Source organism: Flavobacterium sp. CF136 (assembly GCF_000282055.1).
Lineage (GTDB): Bacteria > Bacteroidota > Bacteroidia > Flavobacteriales > Flavobacteriaceae > Flavobacterium.
Genome location: NZ_AKJZ01000023.1, coordinates 1 through 18,251 on the forward strand (window position 1 = coordinate 1; position 18,251 = coordinate 18,251).

12 protein-coding genes and 2 tRNA genes are annotated in these 18,251 nt (G+C 33.2%); 8 read left to right on the plus strand and 6 right to left on the minus strand.

Translation table 11 applies throughout. The features are described from left to right. Positions 1-105: 105 nt before the first annotated feature. The gene (locus PMI10_RS09810) at positions 106-1,239 is read right to left on the minus strand and encodes a DegT/DnrJ/EryC1/StrS family aminotransferase (RefSeq protein WP_007807244.1); all 1,134 of its coding nucleotides are present in this window, start codon (positions 1,237-1,239) and stop codon (positions 106-108) included. Between the two features lie 136 nt (positions 1,240-1,375). On the opposite strand from PMI10_RS09810, the gene PMI10_RS09815 reads away from it, so the two are divergent. Both PMI10_RS09815 and PMI10_RS09820 read left to right on the plus strand, forming a co-directional pair. Next, positions 1,376-2,605 (plus strand): 3-deoxy-D-manno-octulosonic acid transferase, encoded by a 1,230-nt coding sequence (locus PMI10_RS09815; protein WP_007807246.1) that lies wholly within the window; start codon positions 1,376-1,378, stop codon positions 2,603-2,605. Positions 2,606-2,955: 350 nt separating this feature from the next. Beyond that, a complete protein-coding gene (locus tag PMI10_RS09820) occupies positions 2,956-3,180 on the plus strand; it encodes a PG1828 family lipoprotein (RefSeq protein WP_007807248.1) in 225 nt (74 codons plus the stop codon). Between the two features lie 124 nt (positions 3,181-3,304). Here the strand turns inward: PMI10_RS09820 and PMI10_RS09825 are convergent, their stop codons facing one another. From PMI10_RS09825 to mutS, 4 genes are all read right to left on the minus strand, one after another. Beyond that, on the minus strand, positions 3,305-3,679 hold the full coding sequence (locus PMI10_RS09825) for a hypothetical protein (protein ID WP_007807249.1): 375 nt from the start codon (positions 3,677-3,679) through the stop codon (positions 3,305-3,307). A 117-nt stretch (positions 3,680-3,796) separates the two neighbouring features. Then, a tRNA-Leu gene (locus PMI10_RS09830) sits at positions 3,797-3,882 on the minus strand. Between the two features lie 79 nt (positions 3,883-3,961). Beyond that, a tRNA-Gly gene (locus tag PMI10_RS09835) sits at positions 3,962-4,034 on the minus strand. A 150-nt stretch (positions 4,035-4,184) separates the two neighbouring features. Further along, positions 4,185-6,791 carry a DNA mismatch repair protein MutS gene (gene mutS / locus PMI10_RS09840; RefSeq protein WP_007807251.1) on the minus strand — a complete coding sequence of 869 codons (2,607 nt, stop codon included), beginning with the start codon at positions 6,789-6,791 and terminating at the stop codon, positions 4,185-4,187. Positions 6,792-6,949: 158 nt separating this feature from the next. Between mutS and PMI10_RS09845 the strand changes: the two genes are divergently transcribed. The 3 genes from PMI10_RS09845 (at position 6,950) to PMI10_RS09860 (ending at position 11,399) form a co-directional block, all read left to right on the plus strand. Beyond that, positions 6,950-7,381 (plus strand): DUF1573 domain-containing protein, encoded by a 432-nt coding sequence (locus tag PMI10_RS09845; protein ID WP_035631672.1) that lies wholly within the window; start codon positions 6,950-6,952, stop codon positions 7,379-7,381. Between the two features lie 76 nt (positions 7,382-7,457). Then, a complete protein-coding gene (locus PMI10_RS09850) occupies positions 7,458-7,994 on the plus strand; it encodes an RNA methyltransferase (protein WP_007807255.1) in 537 nt (178 codons plus the stop codon). Between the two features lie 105 nt (positions 7,995-8,099). Continuing rightward, entirely contained in the window at positions 8,100-11,399 is a 3,300-nt protein-coding gene (locus PMI10_RS09860; protein ID WP_007807257.1) for an Ig-like domain-containing protein, read from the plus strand. A 98-nt stretch (positions 11,400-11,497) separates the two neighbouring features. Here the strand turns inward: PMI10_RS09860 and folK are convergent, their stop codons facing one another. Then, positions 11,498-12,631 carry a 2-amino-4-hydroxy-6-hydroxymethyldihydropteridine diphosphokinase gene (gene folK / locus PMI10_RS09865; protein ID WP_007807259.1) on the minus strand — a complete coding sequence of 378 codons (1,134 nt, stop codon included), beginning with the start codon at positions 12,629-12,631 and terminating at the stop codon, positions 11,498-11,500. Positions 12,632-12,766: 135 nt separating this feature from the next. On the opposite strand from folK, the gene sppA reads away from it, so the two are divergent. From sppA to PMI10_RS09880, 3 genes are all read left to right on the plus strand, one after another. Further along, the gene (gene sppA / locus PMI10_RS09870; protein ID WP_007807261.1) at positions 12,767-14,524 is read left to right on the plus strand and encodes a signal peptide peptidase SppA; all 1,758 of its coding nucleotides are present in this window, start codon (positions 12,767-12,769) and stop codon (positions 14,522-14,524) included. Between the two features lie 12 nt (positions 14,525-14,536). Beyond that, positions 14,537-15,484, plus strand: a complete 948-nt coding sequence (locus PMI10_RS09875; RefSeq protein ID WP_007807262.1) for an alpha/beta hydrolase family protein — start codon at positions 14,537-14,539, stop codon at positions 15,482-15,484. 159 nt (positions 15,485-15,643) lie between these two features. Next, entirely contained in the window at positions 15,644-18,235 is a 2,592-nt protein-coding gene (locus PMI10_RS09880) for an AsmA-like C-terminal region-containing protein (RefSeq protein ID WP_007807263.1), read from the plus strand. The last annotated feature ends 16 nt before the right edge of the window (positions 18,236-18,251 follow it).

Here is an 18,251-nt window from a genome sequence, read left to right on the forward strand (position 1 = left end):
TTTTTAAAATTATCTTTTGTAAACATTTAAAATCTATGCTTCTATGTGTTAAATTAACTTTTTTGCTAATTACACCCAACGGGTTATTATAGACAATTCTTAAAATTACTTACTTAAAAACTCCAAAACAGAATCAGTAATAAATTTAATCTGCTCATCATCTAATTCTGTATGCATAGGCAAAGCAATTACTTCCTGAACCAATTGATTCGTTACCGGAAATTGTTCTTCTTTATAACGAGAATCTGCGTATGCTTTTTGGGAATGTAACGGAATTGGGTAATAAATTGCGCAAGGTATACCTTTATCAAGCAAATATTGCATTAAACCGTTACGGTCAGCGTCAATAATTCGCAAAACATACTGATGAAAAACATGATCATTTTCGCTGGCATCAAATTTAGGCGTTACAATGTTTTTATGATTTGCAAAAGCCGCATTATATTTAGTTGCCGCTAAACGACGAGCTGTATTGTATTCATCAAGCAAAGGTAATTTCGCATTCAAAACCCCAGCCTGAATACTGTCTAAGCGTGAATTCACACCTACAACATCATGATGGTAACGCTCGTACATTCCGTGATTTACAATCCCACGAATAATATGTGCCAGTTTATCATCATTAGTAAAAATCGCTCCACCATCTCCATAACATCCTAAGTTTTTAGATGGGAAAAATGAAGTTGCGGCAATATGTCCTATAATACCAACTTTGCTTTTTGTCCCCGTTTTAGAAATATAATCAGCACCAATTGCCTGTGCATTATCTTCAATAACATATAAATTATGCTCTGCGGCAATTTCCATAATCGCATCCATATTGGCAGCACGTCCAAACAAATGTACCGGAACAATTGCCTTGGTCTTTGGCGTAATTGCTTTTTTAATGGCATCGATATCTATATTCATATTTACCATATCAACATCAACTAAAACAGGCGTTAATTGCAATAAAGCAATTACCTCTACAGTAGCTGCAAAAGTAAAATCGGCCGTAATAACCTCATCACCCCGTTTCAAACCCAAACCCATCATGGCAACCTGCAAAGCATCTGTACCATTTGCGCACGGGATTACATGTTTTGCCCCTAAATAGTCTTCAAGATTTTTTTGAAATTGATGAACCAACGGCCCGTTTATATAAGTATTTGTATCTAAAACTTCCTGAATCGAAGCATCAACAGTAGTTTTTATTTTTTCGTATTGACTCTTTAAGTCAACCATTTGAATTTTTTTCATTTATCTTTCTTATTTAAAACTAAAGATTTAGATTCAGCACCTAATCTTTAAAACGAAGAACAAAAATAGTTATTTAATACCTTCAAACCAATGAAAATAATCGAAAGAAATGTAATTTAGCAGCAAAATTAAACAGATGCTTTTTTTATACAATTTAGTCATTTCTATTGCCGGTTTTTTTCTAAAAATCATAGCGCTTTTTAGTCCGAAAATTAAACTTTTTACAGAAGGGCGAAAAAATGTTTTTGCTATTCTTGAAGAAAAAATAAAACCTTCAGACAAAACAATTTGGTTTCATTCCGCATCATTGGGCGAATATGAACAAGGCTTACCGGTCATCGAAAAAATCAAAGAAAAATATCCCTCACATAAAATTATTGTTACTTTTTTTTCACCATCAGGCTATGAGGTCCGTAAAAACAATACTGTCGCTGATGTAACTGTATATCTACCTTTAGACACCAAAAAAAATGCAAAACGTTTTCTGAAATTAGTTCATCCGGAGTTGGTTTTCTTCATCAAATATGAATTTTGGCTGAATTATTTAAAAGAACTTAAAACAAATAAAATCCCTGCCTATTTAATTTCAGGGATTTTCAGGGACAGCCAAATGTTTTTTAAATGGTATGGCGGTTTCTACAGAAAAGCACTGGAGACTTTCACCTATTTCTTTGTTCAGAACCAGAGTTCAAAAGAAAAAATTGAAGCAATCGGGTTTCATAATGTAATTGTTTCCGGAGATACACGTTTTGATCGTGTAAACGCCATTTTAGAAAGAGACAATTCATTAGATTTCATTGAAACCTTCAAAAACAATCAAACGACAATTATTATTGGAAGTTCCTGGCCCAAAGATGAAACTTTGCTAATTAATTATATTAATCAGGCATCTGAAAATATAAAATTCATCATTGCTCCTCACAATATAAAAACAGATCAAATCCTGAATCTCAAATCTCAAATTACAAAATCAACATTATTATTCTCCGAAAAAGAAAATAAAAATCCAGCCGATTACAATGTTTTTATCATTGACACTGTTGGTCTGCTGACCAAAATTTACAGCTACGGAACCATTGCTTACGTAGGCGGAGGTTTTGGGAATCCGGGTATCCATAATATTCTGGAACCTGCTGCATTTGGAATTCCAATTGTTATCGGACCTAATTATTCAAATTTTGCAGAAGCAACTGAATTAGTAAATCTTGGCGGCTGTATGGTTATTTCCGGTCAGGAAGAATTAAAACAAACTTTTGACCAACTGATTACTGATCAGATTTTTCTGAAGGAGAAAGGGCAAATTTGTAAATCATATATCCAGAACAACAAAGGTGCTACAAATCGTATTATGAAAGTAATTTCCTAATCGAAAAAACAACAAAAATAATTCTATAGCATTGCTTTATTTAAAAAAAACGAACAACATAAGCTTAATTTCATTTCAAGGTGTTATCGAATAATTAGACAAAAGCAAAATAAATCACAAATCGCAGAACAAAAGTTCCCAATTTATTTAGCGATATTCAACAGAAATTAATTTATACGGAAAATACAACAATATCACCAATTTCTTTCCTTTTGGCATGTTATTTGATAATTAAGCTAACCGAGCGCCAGAGGAAAATATTTTAAAAAAAAAATAAAAAAATATTTTACATATTAAAAAATTTATATCTTTGCCTCGAATTAATAATTAACCTTTTATAATAAAGTAAGATGAAAAAAGTATTTTTAAGTTTAGCTGTTGTTGCTGTTTTAACTGTTGTATCTTGTAAAAAAGCTGATGCTGCTGCTGAGCCAGCTGTAGATTCTACTGCTGTTGCTGTTGATTCTGCTGCTGCTGTAGTTGATTCTGCTGCTGCAACTGTTGACTCTGCTGCAACTAAAGTTGATTCTGCTGCTGCAAAAGTTGAAGAAGCTGCTAAAGAAGTAAAAAAATAATTAGAACCAAGTTCTAAAAATTTTAAAACCATCAATGCGATGGTTTTTTTTTGTGATAAAATCAAACTTTTATCAGTAGTAATAAAAAAGAGCATTTTGAATTGATTCAAAATGCTCTTTTTTATTACTCAACAATCTCTTCATTAACTATTTCATCTTCAAAAATCAAATCACCCGACGAGAAGTCCAAAATCTCCGCTTTTGAAGCATACAATACAATTTCCTTAATTCCTTTCTGTAAAAGCAATTCTGTTGTGTATTTACGGCTTGTTGCAAAATGAACCTCACCCAACATCAATTTAAAAAAATACTTTCCTCCAGAACCTTTAAATTTTAAAAACTTAGCCTGTTCTGTATTAATTTTAAACTTTTCAATATCTTCTTCGCATTCAAATTTTAATTCATAACTCAAACTTGTAAAAATTACTTTCCCCTTCCTGGAAGTAAATACAAATTTATATTCATCATTAAATCTTTTACTAATTACAAAAGCACCCATTTACAATTTTAGATTTTAGATTAACTAAGACTTACTTAAAATTTGCTTTGCAAATATATTCTTTAGACCGAGACTTTACATAATAAAAAAAGCCTCTTCAAAAAGAAGAGGCTTTAGTACTCAGAGCGGGACTTGAACCCGCACGAACATTGCTGTTCACTGGATTTTAAGTCCAGCGTGTCTACCAATTTCACCATCCGAGCATTATATCTTTTAGTATTTTTTAGCTAATTTTTTAAAAAAAATTAATTAAATCAACACCATCCGAGTGTTTTGGTTTTGAGCGAAAAACGGGGCTCGAACCCGCGACCTCGACCTTGGCAAGGTCGCGCTCTACCAACTGAGCTATTTTCGCGTTTCAAATTCTAATAAGAACTGCAACACTTGACTTGTTCTGTATTGCGGATGCAAATTTAGGACATTTATTCAATTAAACAAGCCTTTTTTGAAAAAAAATTATACTTATTTTATAACCTTCTGATAACCTAAACTTTAAAACTGAAAATTATTTCCTATTTAGCATTCTCTTAATCTCATTCAGCTTCATGAGTGCTTCGACAGGCGTTATCGCATTTATATCGAGACTCAAAATCTCTTCTTTTATCTCTTCTAATAAAGGATCATCCAAATTAAAGAAGCTCATCTGCATTTCATCATTTGAAGATTTTACTCCGTTTAATGCATCACTTGAATGATTCTTCTCTAATTTCTTTAATAACTTCTGTGCTTTTAAAATTACGATTTGAGGCATTCCGGCCATTTTTGCTACATGAATTCCAAAACTATGCGCACTTCCCCCTTTTACCAGCTTTCTAATAAAAAGGACCGTATCTTTTAATTCTTTTACCGCAACATTATAATTCTGGATTCTCGGCAGCGATTCTGTCATTTCATTCAATTCATGATAATGCGTCGCAAATAAAGTTTTTGGTTTTGATGGATGTTCGTGCAAAAATTCGGCAATTGCCCAGGCAATCGAAATCCCGTCATAGGTACTGGTCCCTCTTCCAATTTCATCAAGCAATACCAAACTTCGATCTGAAATATTATTCAAAATAGAAGCCGTTTCGTTCATCTCAACCATAAAAGTAGATTCTCCCATCGAAATATTATCCGAAGCTCCTACCCTGGTAAAGATTTTATCGACAATCCCCATTCTGACACTGTCTGCAGGAACAAAACTTCCCATTTGAGCCAATAAAACAATCAAAGCCGTTTGTCTCAAAATAGCCGACTTACCGGACATATTTGGTCCGGTAATCATAATAAGCTGCTGTGTTTCTCTATCTAAAAAAACATCATTGGCAATATAAGGAGTCCCGACAGGCAGTTGTTTTTCGATAACCGGGTGCCTGCCATTTTTGATCTCAAGCTCAAAAGTTTCATCAATTTCAGGACACACATATTGATTTTCGATTGCCAATTGCGTAAACGAGCACAAACAATCCAACTGCGCTACCAAATACGCGTTCATTTGAACCGGTTTGATATAAGTTGCAATCCAGGCAACTAATTGCTCAAAAAGCTCTGTTTCGATTTTATGGATTTTTTCCTCAGCACCTAAAATCTTCGTTTCGTATTCTTTTAACTCTTCGGTAATATAACGTTCCGCATTTACCAAAGTCTGTTTACGAATCCATTCTGCCGGTACTTTATCCTTATGGGTATTTCGAACTTCAATATAATATCCAAAAACATTATTAAATGATATTTTCAAAGAAGAAATCCCCGTATTCTCAGATTCTCTTTTTTCAATTCCTTCCAAGTATTCTTTTCCCGAAGTAGAAATAGCTCTTAAATCATCTAATTCTTCGTTGATCCCTTTTGCAATTGCATTTCCTTTTGCAATCGCAACGGGCGCATCCTGATTTAAAGTTATTTTGATTTTTTCCCTTAATAAATCACAGGCATGCAAACTATCTCCAATAACTTTTACAGCTTCCTGAGGGCTTTCCAGCGCCAGGGTTTTAATCGGAATAATAGCATCAAGGGATTCTTTCAAATAAACAATTTCACGAGGTGAAACTTTTCCGGCAGCAATTTTAGAAATCAAACGTTCTAAGTCTGAAATTTGCTTGATTTGATATTGAATATTATGTAAAACTTCCGAATTTGATTTCAAATACGAAACCACATCATGACGCCCTTTTATTTTATTGCTGTCTTTTAAAGGCAAAGCCAGCCAACGCTTCAATAAACGCCCACCCATTGGCGAAAGCGTTCTGTCAATCACATCCAAAAGCGTAACTGCATTTGGATTATAACTGTGATATAATTCTAAATTTCGAATCGTAAAACGGTCCATCCAGACATAAGCATCTTCGGCAATACGCTGAATGGCTGTGATATGCTGCACACGATTATGCTGAGTTTCTGATAAATAATACAAAATAGCCCCGGAAGCAACAATTCCTTCTTTTAATTCTTCGACACCAAAGCCTTTTAAAGAAACAGTCTGAAAATGCTTGGTCAAGGTTTCTACAGCATAATCTTCTTTGTAAATCCAGTCTTCCAGATAAAAACTATGAAAATCATCCCCGAAAGCAGCTTTAAAATCACTTTTATTATTTTTCGGAACTAAAACTTCACTCGGATTAAAATTCTGCAGCAATTTATCAATATACTCTGCGTTCCCCTGGGCCGTTAAAAATTCACCTGTGGAAACATCTAAAAAAGAAATTCCGATATTTTTATTAGTAAAATAAACTGACGCTAAAAAGTTATTTGATTTAGATTGTAAAACCTCATCATTTAAGGAAACCCCTGGTGTAACCAATTCGGTAACACCACGTTTAACAATAGTTTTAGTCATTTTCGGGTCCTCAAGCTGATCACAGATTGCTACACGAAGTCCGGCTTTGACCAGTTTTGGCAAATAGGTATTGATAGAATGATGCGGAAAACCTGCCAATGCGGTTTCAGTTTCAGAACCTGCCCCTCTTTTGGTTAATGTTATTCCGAGAATTTTAGAAGCTCTGATAGCATCTTCTCCAAAGGTTTCATAAAAATCACCTACTCTGAAAAGCAGACATGCATCAGGATATTTTCTCTTGATTTCGTTGTACTGTTTCATTAAGGGTGTTTCTTTTACCACTTTCTCTTTCGCTGCCAAATTAGTATATTTTTAAATGAAAATTATGACAGCGAATTTATAATATTTTAAAAGAATATAGAAGAGCTTCAAAAATTAAAATATTTTAAGAATATTTTAAGTTCAGATATAAGATTTTTATATAGATTTGTTCATAATTTAAAAAAGACTCTTTAAAGATGAAAAAAATAATTTTATTCGCTATGTTGGCTGTAGTTGGAATTACAGCTTCTAACGCTCAAAGTACTAAAAAAGCTGTTGCAGCAAAGGTTGCTAAAGTTCAGGGAGCCGGAATGGTTTTTGAAAACGAAACAATTGATTACGGAACTATCGCTCATAATGCTGATGGTAACCGTCAGTTTGTTTTTGTAAACAACGGAACAAAACCATTAATCATTACTAACACACAAGGATCTTGTGGTTGTACAGTACCTACTACTCCAAAAGAGCCAATCGCTCCGGGTGCTAAAGGTGTTATTGGTGTAAAATATGCTACTGACAGAGTTGGTGCATTTACAAAAACAGTAACTGTTACTTCTAATGCTGAAGGACAACCTACAAAAACATTAACAATTAAAGGTACAGTTTTACCAGATCCGGTAAAAAGCTAATCTGAAAACAAAATAAAATAATCGAAAAAGCTTCCTTATCTTTGGAAGCTTTTTTTATGACCAGAATTCAATGCAAATGAGAAAACTTGAAAATAACGAGTTAGACAGAAAATCTATTGAGGATTTTAAAAAATCTGAAAAAACACCCCTGATTTTAGTATTAGATGATATCCGCAGTTTACATAATATTGGATCTGTATTTAGAACTGCTGATGCTTTTTTGGTAGAAAAAATAATCTTATGTGGTATTACAGCTACTCCTCCTAACAAAGAAATTCATAAAACTGCTCTTGGCGCAACCGAAACTGTAATTTGGGAACATCATGAGAACGTATTGGAAGTCATTGAAAATCTAAAAAAAGAAAATATACTCACACTAGCTATTGAACAAGTCGAAAGTGCAGTTTTCCTTCAGGATTTTAAAGTCGAAAAAAATCAAAAATATGCTTTAGTTTTTGGTAACGAAGTTTATGGCGTTTCTCAGGAAGCCGTTGCTATTTGTGACGGATGTATTGAAATTCCGCAATTGGGTACTAAACACTCCTTAAATATTTCAGTAAGTGCCGGGATAGTTGTTTGGGATTTGTTTAAAAAAATCAATTGGAATTTATGACATATGTAAAAATTGTCGTTTTTTAAACAAAAAAGTTGATTCATAGCATTTATTTTATAGATCTCTTAACTACTTTTACTAAAAGAGTTACGAAATTAATTTGCCATGAAAAAAACGTTGTTGCTGTTTTTATTTTTATCCACTTTTTTTTGTTCAGCTCAATACACATTGATTCCTGACCCAAATTTTGAAAAAGCTTTGATTGATTTAGGAATTGATAGCGGCACTGTTGACGGCAGGGTTTCTTCAGCTAATATTACCAATGTAACATCTTTATTAATTCCGGGAAAAGACATTTCAGATTTAACAGGAATCGAGGCTTTTGTAAAATTAGAGCAACTAAACATTGGAGCAATCGATAATGATCCAAGCCAAAGAAATAGAATCAGTAATTTAAACCTTTCAAACAATTTATACCTTAACTATTTAATTTGCAGCTTTAATGATTTAATGCAGCTTGATCTTTCAAAGAATATTTATTTAGACATATTGTACATTGACAATAATAAATTCACCAGTATTGACATTTCTAAAAACACAGCTTTAACTACTTTCTCTTGCAAAAACAACAAATTAACAAACATAGATTTAAGTAAAAATATTCTCTTAAACAATTTAAACTGCGACAATAACCTGTTGCCAATTTTAGATATTTCTAATAATTTAACATTAACCAACTTAAGCTGTTCTGGCAATCAATTAACTTTTTTAGATGTTTCTAAAAACAACAAAATCGAGACTTTAAACTGTAGCTCAAATAAACTTTCAACTTTAGACACTTCCAAAAACACTGATTTAAATGCTTTAACTTGTGAAAATAATCAATTTACCAGTTTAGATTTCAGCACAAATCTAAATTTAAAAGCTTTGTTTTGCAGCACGAATAAATTAACAAGTTTAAATATTTCTAAAAACCTGTATTTAAATTACTTATACTGCGATTCTAATCAATTATCAAATATTGACATTGCTCAAAATCTCCTTTTGCAAAGTTTTCATATCGATAAAAATCAATTATCAAGCCTGGATATTTCCAATAATTTAGCTCTAGTAGCTTTTCACTGCAATTCTAATAAGTTGTCCGGTATTGATGTCTCAAAAAACATTGCCTTGACTCATCTGATAGTAAATGACAATCAGTTAGCAGATTTAGATATTTCTAAAAATCAAGATTTAAAGGTTTTTAACTGTAGTAATAATCGATTAACCAGTTTAAATTTAAAAAACGGAAATAATATAAAACTAGTACAACTGGATTTAAAGTCAAATTCAAGTCTTTCTTGCATACAAGTGGACAATAAATTATATTCTGATGCAAATTGGCCTACCTATAAAGATGCTTTTGCTTTGTACGCAAACAAATGTAATACAATAGCAACTGCTCCACCAGTATTAAAAGCTACAGGAGATCAATTATATTGTCCAACTACCAATATCAATATCGTTACTGATTTTTCTATCACCCACGATCCAAACGAAACAGGAACGCAGGCAGCCTATATTCAAATCTCGTCCGGTTATTCTTCCGGTTTTGATACGTTAAAACTTTTAAATCCAACATTACACCCAAATATAAAAGAAAGTTGGGATGCTTTATCGGGCAAACTGACTCTGTCAAGTCCAACCGGTGTTGATTTATTATATTCAGATATTGTGGCTGCAGTAAAAGATCTTGTATTTACAAATTCCTCAGCAACAGCAAGCGGTAACAGAACATTCTCTATTACTATTGGCCAGGCAAATTATTTACCATCAACAAAACATTTTTATTTATTTGTTCCCAGCATTGGCATTACGTGGACTAATGCGAAAACAGCCGCAGAAGCAAGTACTTATTACGGACTAAAAGGATATCTGGCTACTATTTTAGCAGCTGATGAAGCAAAATTAATTGGTGAACAGGCATCAGGAACGGGATGGATTGGTGGAAGTGATGCTGAAACTGAAGGTGTCTGGAAATGGGTTACCGGTCCTGAAACCGGAACTGTTTTTTGGAACGGAACTGCAAATGGCTCAACGCCAAATTTTGCTTTTTGGAATAATAATGAACCGAATCAACGGGGAGATGAAGATTATGCTCATATTACGCAACCCGGAATTGGCATAAAAGGATCATGGAACGATTTAGAAAATACAGGCTCGTTAAATCCTGGTGATGCTTATCAACCTAAAGGTTACGTTGTTGAATATGGGGGAATGCCTGGCGAATTGCCTTTAGAAATTGCCACAAGCACTCAAATTACGATTCCGGAAGCCACAATCACTTCTCCCAGACCAATTTGTGACTCAGGAGCTTTAACTTTATATGCTACTTCAAATGCCGGAACAATTAACTGGTATGATACAGCTGTTGGCGGTAATTTACTAGGCACCGGAAACACATATACAACCCCGACAATAAATACCTCAGCGACTTATTATGCAGACGCTGGCTGCGAAATAAACCGAAAATCAGTTATTGTAACAGTTAATACCACCCCAGATACACCAACAGCATCTTCTCCTGTTTCCAGATGTGGCACAGGAACAGTAACATTGCAGGCAGCATCAAATATTGGCATTATCAATTGGTTTACAACCTCAACAGGCGGAACAAGTGTTTATACCGGAAACAACTTTATTACACCAACTATTTCAACAAATACAACCTATTATGCCGAAGCATCAAATAGTAGCTGCATTAATTCAACCCGTACTCCTGTTAACGTTGTTGTGTATACTCCACCGGTAGTTACAAATGAAGAAGTTGTTTTATGTGAAACCCAAACAGCTGTTTTAGATGCTAAAATAACAGGAGTTACTTATAAATGGTCAACTGGAGAAACAACACAAACCATATCTGTTTCGACTTCGGGGACTTACACTGTAGAAGTAACCAGTCCTGCCCCTGAAAGCTGTACCAGCACAAAAACAATTACAGTAATTGAATATAAGAAACCAATTATAAAAAATATTGATGTAAACCAAAGAACTGTTGTGATCAATCTTACCAATACAGCAGATTATTTTGAATTTTCGGTAGACGGTATCAATTATCAGACATCAAATACCTTTTATGATGTGCCCGGAGGTTTACAAACTGCTTATGTAAGGGTAAAAGACAATCAATGCAACATTAATGAAACAACTCAAAACTTTGTTGTCCTGGTTTTTCCAACATTTTTTACTCCAAACGGTGACACTTTTAATGATTCATGGGAAGTAACCGGAATGGAAAATTTCCCTCAGGCCCAAGTCACTATTTTTGATCGGTTTGGAAAATTTTTAGCGCAGTTAAATTATTCTAAAATGAGCTGGGACGGTACTTTAAATAAAACTCCACTCCCTGCTTCTGATTATTGGTACGCCTTAAAAATTGATGATACAAAGCCAATATTCAGAGGGCATTTTTCTTTGAAAAGGTAATTTTAATTAGAAAATTTATCCATTAGAAAATGAGATAATTATCTATGCAAAAAAAAGATAAACTTTGTAGCTGTTAGAATGTAAAAAAACTTTAAAAATTATCTAATTACTTTCTGAATTTCATCCAGAACAAAAAGATAATCTTCATGTTTTTTTACAAAATCACGATCCGAAACATCAATTATTAAAACATTGAGATCGGTTTCGGATTTAATATATTCCAAATAACCATTATTGATTTTATCTAGATAATCAGCTGAAATATTTTGCTCATAATTCCGTCCTCTTCTTTTGATATTCTGAAGTAACCTCTCCGTATTCTGATACAAATAAATATACAAATCCGGCTTTGGCATTTCTTTGTAAATAATATCGAATAAGTTTCGATACAAACGATATTCATCTTCTGCAAGTGTAATTTTAGCAAAAATCAAAGACTTAAAAATATGATAATCGGCAACGATAAAATCTTTAAACAAATCAAATTGTGCCAAATCATCTGATAATTGCTGATAACGATCTGCAAGAAAAGACATTTCGAGCGGAAAAGCATAGCGGTTTTGATCTTTATAAAATTTAGGTAAAAAAGGGTTATCGGCAAACCGTTCCAATACGGTTTTTGCATTAAAATCTTCGGCAATTTTATGTACCAGTGTCGTTTTTCCGGCTCCAATATTTCCTTCCAGAGCGATATAATTAAACCGTTCCAACGGAATTTCCTGCAATGGTTTTTTTAAATCCTGAACTACTGTACAAATACTGTCATCCGGCGAAATCGCAATCAATTCGGATATTGTTTTTTGAAAAACGGGATGTTTCCAGTCTAATTTCAAATCCTGCATTGGCAGCAATACAAATTTTCTGTTCTGCATTAACGGATGTGGAATCTGAAGTTTTTCAGAATCAATTATTTCATCATCAAAAACAATCAGATCGACATCAATAATCCTCGATTGATATCCTTGCTGATTAGAACGAATACGTCCTAATTGTTTTTCAACTTTTAAAACCTGACTTAGTATTTTTTGCGCCGATAGATTACTGTGCAAAAGTAATGCACAATTATAAAAAGCATCACTTTCGAATCCCCATGCGGGAGTTTCATATAGTTTTGAAACCTGAATAACAGTTCCAACTTCCTGATGTATTAAGTTAATACAGCTTTCGATGTTTTCTAACCGATTTCCCTGGTTACTGCCTATAGATAAAACGACTTGATGTTGTGACTTCATAATTAATGCAAATTAACTAAAAGTATTTTAGAATTAGCAATATATTTGCCCTGAACAGAATGAATTTGGTTAAATTTAAAAAACTAAATTTGTAACAAATTAACCCCTTTTGATACTTATTAAAAAAATATATTTATGAAATTTCTAGGAAATGTTATTGCCACTGTGATTGGTATTTTTGTATTCATTATGCTATTCTTTTTTGGTGTAATCCTTATTGGAGCTATTTTTGGCGGAGACGAAACAGTTTCAGTAAAATCAGATTCTGTTATAGAATTAAATTTAAAAGAAATACAAAATGATTATGCCGGAAAATATAAAGATCCGTGGGTAACTGTTTTTTCTGATAAAAAAGACATTGGCTTGACCGATATCATCAATGCGATTGAAGCTGCTAAAACGGATGATAACATTAAGGGGATTTCTATTTTAAACGACGAATCTTCATTAGGTCTGGCACAATACAAAGATTTAAGAAATGCACTCGAAAGTTTCAAAAAATCAGGCAAATTCGTTTGGGCATACGCCAATACTTATTCTCAAAAAGAATATTATTTAAACTCCGTAGCAAATACTATTTATTTGAATCCTGCAGGTGATTTAGATTTCAAAGGACTTTCGTCTGAAGTAATGTTCTTTAAGGATTTTCAGGATAAATCAGGAATTCACATGGAAGTGATTCGTCATGGAAAATACAAAAGTGCTGTTGAGCCTTTTTTAGAAAACAAAATGAGTGATGCCAACAGAGAACAAATGACCGCGCTTTTAAACTCCATCTGGACAACTGTTTCAACCGATATTGCAAAAAGCAGAAATATTCCTGTAGGCAAACTAAACGAAATTGCAAACGGATTATTGGCGAGAACTCCGGAAATGGCCAAAACAGAACATCTTATTGATATTATCGCCTACGAAGACGTTTATCATAATGCCATAAAAAAAGCACTGAAAGTAACCGGTGATGACGATTATAATAAAATTTCGATTGATGATTATACTCAAAACAATATCACTACAGCCTTAACAAACACAGCAACTGATCAAATTGCAATTATTTACGCTCAGGGCGAAATTGGCAGCGGCGAAGGTGATGTTAATGAAATTGGTGAAGGTTCAATGCGCCGTTCATTACAGGAAGCCAGAAAAAATGAAGATGTAAAAGCAATCGTTTTACGAATCAACAGCCCGGGCGGAAGCGCACTAACCTCTGATTTGATCTGGAGAGAAATTGAAATTACCAAAAAAGTAAAGCCTGTTGTGGTTTCTATGGGAAATTATGCAGCTTCGGGCGGTTATTACATTGCTTGTAATGCTAATAAAATCTATGCCGAAAACAACACTATTACAGGTTCTATTGGTGTATTTGGTATTTTGCCGAATTTTTCTCCTCTGGCAAATAAATTAGGAATAAATACAGAACAGGTTAAAACACACGAAAACGCAGCTAATTATAGTCCTTTTGTACCAATTGATGAGAAATTTAAAGCTTTTACATTAGAAAGCGTTGAACACATTTATAAAACTTTTGTTACACACGTGGCCGAAGGCAGAAAAATGACTTTTGCCCAGGTAGATGCAATTGCTCAGGGAAGAGTCTGGTCAGGCACACAAGCTTTAAAAATTGGTTTAGTAGATAAAATTGGAGGGCTGGATGATGCTATTGCTGAAGCTGCAAAAATTGCAAAAATAAAATCATACAGCACACAAAATTATCCGGAATACGAGAAAAATTTTAATGATCTTTTGTCCGGTCTGCCTTTTGCAAAATCAAAAGAAGCTTTTATCAAAGAAGAAATTGGTGAAGAAAACTACCTTTTGATTGAACAGGTAAAAAGACTTCAAAAACAAAAAGGGGTTCAGGCTATGATTCCTTTTGGAATAAACATTAAATAATTTCGAAAAGAAATGAAAAAAATATTTATTGTTCTGTTTGCAATATTTCTCAATTTTGCAACTGCCCAAAACAAAAGCCTGATAACTTATAAAGAATCTGATTTAACTTTAAAAATTAATTCAGAAGAGATTTTCGGTACATTAACAGCTCCTGATTTATCTCAAAAATATCCGGTTGCCTTATTGATTTCCGGTTCCGGACCAACAGACAGAAACGGGAACAATGTGATAATGAAAAACAATTCGTTGAAAATGCTGGCTGAAAGTTTAGCAAAAAACGGAATTGCTTCTTTAAGATTTGATAAAAGAGGAATTGGTGCAAGTAAAGCATCGGCTAAATCTGAAGAAAATTTACGATTTGAAAATTATATAGACGATGTCAAAAGTTGGGTAGATTTATTAAAAAAAGACAACCGTTTTTCTAAAATAATCATTATCGGTCATAGTGAAGGATCCTTAATCGGAATGATTGCGAGTGGAAAAGCAGACAAATTTATTTCCATTGCCGGAGCCGGAGATTCGGCTGATAAACTTATAAAAACACAAATAGTATCAAAATCAAACAAACAGGTTGAAGATTTGACCTTTCCAATTATTGATAGTTTAAAAAACGGAAATACAGTAAAAAAAGTCGATCCAATTCTTAATTCTCTTTTTAGGGCCAGTATTCAGCCCTATTTAATTTCCTGGTTTAAATACAATCCACAGGCAGAAATTAAGAAATTGAATATTCCTGTTTTAATTGTTCAGGGAAATAATGATTTGCAGGTAACCTTAAAAGATGCCGAAAGTTTAGCGCAATCCAATAAAAAAGCCGAATTATTAATTGTTGACAAAATGAATCATATAATGAAAATAGTTGATAGTGATGTGCAGGCAAACATGGCGAGTTATAACAATGAGACATTACCAATTTCAGAAGTAATGACTAATAAAATAGTCTCCTTTATTCAGAAATAATTGAAGCTCACTGAAAAATCCGTTTGAAAATTAATTCAACCGGATTTTTTTTATTACTTTTTATGAAAAAATTACAAAAAATCTCCAGTATAAAAAGCTATTTTTGCGTAGATAGTATATCAATTTTGTCTATTTAACCCCCAAATAACTAAATTTATTATGTTAAAGAAAATTCTAAAAATCACAGGAATCGTAATCGTAGTTTTCATTGCTGCTTTATTCGCAATCCCTTACTTTTTCAAAGATCAGATTAAAAATAAAATCACAGAAGCTATCAATGAAAATGTTGATGCCAAAGTGAGTTTTGCCGATGCAGACTTGAGTTTGTTTAAAAACTTTCCGAATGCTACTGTTGGAATCGAGAAACTGGTAATCATCAACAAAGCGCCTTTTGAAGGTGATACTTTGATTTCGTTAGGAGAATTAAATCTGAAGATGAGCATAAAAGAGCTTTTTAAAGGAAAAGACGAACCTATGAGTATTGAAGGAATCAGTTCTCAAAATGGTTTAATCAATATTATTTTCAACAAAGACGGAGTTGGAAACTTTGATATTGCCTTAAAAGACAAAAAAGAAACAAAAACTGATGATAAGAGCAAACCACTTTCTTTAAAAATTCAGAACTATAAAATTGAAAATTTCACTTTTAGATATATTGATCAGGGCTCAAAAATAAAAATGGTTATTGATAGTTTAAATCATGAAGGAACCGGGGATTTTACCAATTCAAAACTTGATTTAACAACAAAATCAACCGCTAAAGTTTCCTTAGACATGGACAAAGTCAATTATATGAAAAACATTTCTTTGACTTTGGATGCGGTATTAGGAATTGATTTAGCGCAAAGCAAATATACTTTTAAAGAAAATAAAGCTTTAATTAACCAATTACCTTTAGAATTTGACGGATTTATTCAGATGGTAGAAGCGGGTCAGATTTATGATTTAAAATTCAAAACCCCTACCTCATCTTTCACCAACTTTTTAGGATTAATTCCATCAGCGTATGCTTCAGGTTTAGATGGTGTAAAAACTACCGGAGACTTTACAATAGCCGGATTTGCAAAAGGACAATTAACAGACACAACTGTTCCGAAATTCAATATTGCAATCGCGTCTAATAATGCTTCTTTTCAATATCCGAATTTACCAAAATCCGTTCAGAATATTGTAATCGATACTAAAATCATCAATGAAACAGGTATCCTGAACGATACTTACGTTAATTTAGACAAACTTTCTTTTAGAATTGACCAGGATGTTTTCAGCGCTAAGGCGAATGTGAAAAACATAACTGTAAACCCAATTGTAGATGCTGCATTAAAAGGGACTATCAATTTGGCGAACCTTTCAAAAGCGTATCCAATTAAACTTGACAAACCTTTGGCAGGTATTTTAAAAGCTGATGTTACAACAAATTTTGATATGGCATCTGTAGAAAACAGTCAATATCAAAATATTAAAAATGCCGGAACGATGAGTTTATCAGGATTCAAATATACTGATGAAAACAATAAATCAATGAATATCAGTACGGCTTTGGTTGAGTTTAATCCGAGTAAAATTAACCTGAAACAATTTAACGCGACTACCGGAAAAAGTGACATGAGCATCAATGGGACTTTAGAAAATTTCTATGGTTTTATGTTTAAAAAACAAGAGCTGAAAGGAAACTTCAATATGAGTTCTAACCAATTGGCAGTTGATGATTTTATGACTTCAGGTGAACCTGCAACGGCTAAAACCGAAGCTAAACCAACAGAAGCCATGAAGATTCCTGCTTTTTTAAATTGTACGCTAAATGCTAAAGCCAATACGGTTTTATATGACAATTTAAAATTAACAGCCGTTTCCGGAAAATTGCTGATCAAGGATGAAAAAGCAACTTTGGAAAACTTTAAAACATCTATTTTTGGAGGAACAATTGGTTTGAACGGAGCAGTTTCAACCAAAACAAAAGTACCTACTTTTGATATGGCTTTAGGCTTCAATCAGGTTGATATTGCACAGACTTTTACGCAATTGGATATGATGAAAAAAATTGCCCCTTTGGCAGGAATCATCAATGGAAAATTGAATTCGACTATAAAATTAAACGGAAATTTAGATGCAAACGAATTGACTCCTGACTTAAAATCACTTACAGGAGATTTATTCGGACAATTGCTTTCGACTACAATAAATGCCAAAAACTCTACTTTATTGAGTGCTTTGGGTTCTAAAATAAAATTTATTGATGTGAATAAATTGAATTTGGACAACCTGAAAATGGCGTTGACTTTTGAAAACGGAAAGGTGAATGTGAAACCATTTGATATTAAATACCAGGATATTAAAGCCACAATTGGCGGGACTCATGGTTTTGACCAAGCGATGAATTACAATATAAAATTAGATGTTCCGGCAAAATATTTAGGTACGGAAGCAAATTCATTTCTTTCGAAATTATCTCCGGCTGATGCTGCCAAATTACAAAACATCCCGATTAATGGTATGATTACTGGTAACTTTTCAAAACCTAAAGTGGCTCTTGATACCAAAACAGCAGTGAGTAACTTAACGACTCAGGTGGTAAATCAACAAAAAGAAAAGCTGACTCAAAAAGGAGCTTCTGCTCTTACTGATTTACTAAATAAAAATACGAAATCAAAAGACACTACAAAAACTGCTACTGATAAGGCAAAAAATACTGAAGAAGTAAAAACAAAAGCCAGTGAGCTGTTGAATGGTTTGTTCAAGAAGAAAAAATAGCAATTAAAAAAGGTCA